General features: G+C 63.1%; 1 pseudogene. It reads right to left on the bottom strand.

What is annotated here, in order from left to right:
* Positions 1–393: pseudogene (locus EJK91_RS21445) on the bottom strand (cellulase family glycosylhydrolase); the annotation flags it as partial.
* Between the last annotated feature and the right edge of the window lie 371 nt (positions 394–764).

Raw genomic sequence — 764 nt, forward strand, 5'->3', positions numbered from 1 at the left:
GCCGTTGGGGTTGGCTTCGGTGCCGTCGGCGCCGTTGCCGATCACGGTGGAGCCGAAGATCTGGTTGATGACGCTGTTGACCTGGCTGCCGAATTCGCTGTCGATCCATTTTTCGGCCAGGCTGTACAGCCCGGCGTAGGGGTCGAAGGCCAAGGAGAGTGCCGGGCCGGGCTCAGCCAGCGCGGCGAAGGCGGCGTCCCAGTGCTCGGCAGAGAAGAAGGTGTCCCACGCGGTGTTGTCGGTGACGGCCTGGGGGTCCAGTTCGCCGGCTGCGGTGGCAAAAGGTGCGACGAGGACATCGAGCATGTCGTCGAAATCAGCCTGAGCCGACGGGGCAATGGGAGCTAGCGCCAAAAACGCGGCTACTCCGACAACCTTGCTGCGGTGAGACATTCCGACGCGCTCCTTCTGCAGGCCTCAATCCTGAGGTGTAGCTAAGAAGGTAGTTCGCGGGTTTAGTGTTGCGCAAGGTTGCCACGCAAAGCCGGTGCTTCAGCGTGCAAGAGCTCCCGGGGGCCCTGCGTGTCAGGGTGAGTTGAGTCCAGTAGTTCATAGCAAATCGGCCTGTAGCAGGGCGAGATACGGATCAACACACCATGACCAGTTCCATGATTATGTCGGTGATCGACAATGAGCGGATGGATCCAGTCCACCCTCGGGCCGATGGGCCACGACGGCGGCGTGCGTTCACCGCCGCGGAGAAGCTTGCCCACCTGGCCGCCTACGAGCAGGCCTGCGAGCACGGCGACGGCGGCGCCTATTTG

The sequence above is a fragment of the Mycobacterium sp. P7213 genome (assembly GCF_900604305.1).
GTDB lineage: Bacteria > Actinomycetota > Actinomycetes > Mycobacteriales > Mycobacteriaceae > Mycobacterium.